Genomic DNA, 1,733 nt, shown 5'->3' with positions numbered 1-1,733 from the left:
AGAATGAAGATTCCGACGTTACTAACTGAGTGTTGTATCTAATCGTGGGGGCAGGTCAAAAGGTTTAGCAAACAGTCGTGTTGGGTTAGTAGTTTTGTCTCCGGCGTTTATAAGCAAAGGTTGGACAAATTATGAACTTGATGGAATCGTCACTCGTGCTATTTCTGGTGAGCAAATATTGCTTCCCATATGGCATAATATTACAAAACAAGAAGTTGTCGATTTTAGTCCATCATTAGCAGACAAAGTTGCTCGTAGTACTGCAACTCATACAATCGATGAAATTGCTCATGAGATAGCCGAGCTACTGCATTCTCGTGGTTAATGTTTATCGAAATTCAAATAGCAAAACAAAAGGATCAATCAGCGATCCTTTTTTTATTTTTATGAATATCAATAAATTACATTCTTAACGTACGTTTTCGTTCCATTGGCCTTCAAACCCCTAAGTTTGTGAACAGCCAAGAAGGGGTCAGTTTGGAGATCGGAAATTTTTGTACGTTAAGCGCATTATTTAACCAATCTTGGTTCGTAAGGGGTTGATTTTGCGTCAGTGGCTATCGCTTTTAAGTTGTCGCTCTTGCAGTATCGCATTTAGGTTATCCGATTAAGGTCAAACCTCTGAAAATGCCGTATAGCGCGGGAGTACACCCTATTGCTATAGGTAAGTCTGTTCAAAAAACAGGCTTACCGTACAATAATTCTCTATATCCAAACTGACCCCTAGTCAAACAGTGCCGTTACGTCCTCGATGGCTCCCTGCTTCCATTCCACGTCATACGGCATCACGCAGTTCCTGATAGCGACCATGCAGCCGCTGGCGGAGTTGTTCCGTGGTCATGCCCGGGCGTGTATCAGCGCGGGCTGCAGTCACTTTGGCGCGAACCTGATCTTCATACTCGGCCTGTGCCAGTTCTTCGTTAGCCAGGCGCTGCAACAGTGCTGCCTTGTCCGGGCCACCTTCCGGCAGTATGCGGGGCAGACTTTCGGCCAGTTCCCGCAAGAAGTTGGCGTTTTCGTAGTGTGTGGTATTGCTCATTACAGAGCCTCCGGGGTTGATGCGTCGACATGAAGGAGTTTAGCAGGGACACTCCCTGAAAAATATGCTGAATCCGGTACGCGAAGCGTTACTTCCTTGTACTGGCTGTTCTCTGTTATTCGTGCTGTCTTGCAGGCTTACTGCGGGTTGCTGTCTTTTTTTTCTCGCTGCCTGAGTCCCTCAGCAAAACCGACCATCCAGCCTAATGGATCATGCTGCGCAGCCCCTGACAACAGCGCGTCAGATTCCAGTCCGGCTTGTCGTCCTGCCTCTCTGACATCTTCTCGTACCCATACCGCAATTTGCTTATAACCCGCCTCGCGCATACGTGCTTTATAGGCTGCCTGGCCGCGTGCATTCTTGATCAGATACTTGCGGTTGCTAGTGATATCGCGTGTCTTGTTGTTTGAACCGGTCATTAATTCCTCAGGCATTACAGAGTTGTCGTACACACAGAAAACATTACTAGTAATTATGATTGTTGTGAGTATTCCAGGGAGAAAATGAGAGATTTCCCGCGCAAAAGGGCGCTTTTTGGCGGTTTCAGGTGGTAAACGCACTGAAACGGGCCGCCATGCAGTCCGGTGCATAGCCATTCATGCCATCAGAATTCATCAGGCAAGTTTTGCGGGGTTTTCGCCGGGTAAGCTGTGGTTTTCACCGGCTTCGCGCTGAAATCGCCCTGAGCGCGTTT

General features: G+C 47.4%; 3 protein-coding genes. 1 reads left to right on the top strand and 2 read right to left on the bottom strand.

Translation table 11 applies throughout. The features are described 5' to 3' along the window. Positions 1-25 precede the first annotated feature (25 nt). Positions 26-325 (top strand): toll/interleukin-1 receptor domain-containing protein, encoded by a 300-nt coding sequence (locus tag ACOTYN_RS25585; RefSeq protein WP_421634791.1) that lies wholly within the window; start codon positions 26-28, stop codon positions 323-325. A 450-nt stretch (positions 326-775) separates the two neighbouring features. Here the strand turns inward: ACOTYN_RS25585 and ACOTYN_RS25580 are convergent, their stop codons facing one another. Together ACOTYN_RS25580 and ACOTYN_RS25575 are read right to left on the bottom strand one after the other, a co-directional pair. Next, positions 776-1,039, bottom strand: coding sequence for a hypothetical protein (locus ACOTYN_RS25580; protein WP_000072676.1), 264 nt, complete (start codon positions 1,037-1,039; stop codon positions 776-778). Positions 1,040-1,176: 137 nt separating this feature from the next. Further along, positions 1,177-1,599, bottom strand: a complete 423-nt coding sequence (locus tag ACOTYN_RS25575; protein ID WP_213044418.1) for a hypothetical protein — start codon at positions 1,597-1,599, stop codon at positions 1,177-1,179. Positions 1,600-1,733: the final 134 nt, after the last annotated feature.

Origin of the sequence: Enterobacter cloacae complex sp. IR5458 (genome assembly GCF_049238025.1) — a bacterium.
In the GTDB taxonomy this organism is placed as follows: domain Bacteria; phylum Pseudomonadota; class Gammaproteobacteria; order Enterobacterales; family Enterobacteriaceae; genus Enterobacter; species Enterobacter kobei.
The sequence above is the reverse complement of the archived record's forward strand: the minus strand, read 5'-3'. Positions and strand labels throughout refer to the sequence as shown.

Bases quoted from the DNA above. Each gene is read 5' to 3' on its own strand.
- ACOTYN_RS25580 (WP_000072676.1), bottom strand. From the start codon at position 1,039: ATGAGCAATACCACACACTACGAAAACGCCAACTTCTTGCGGGAACTG.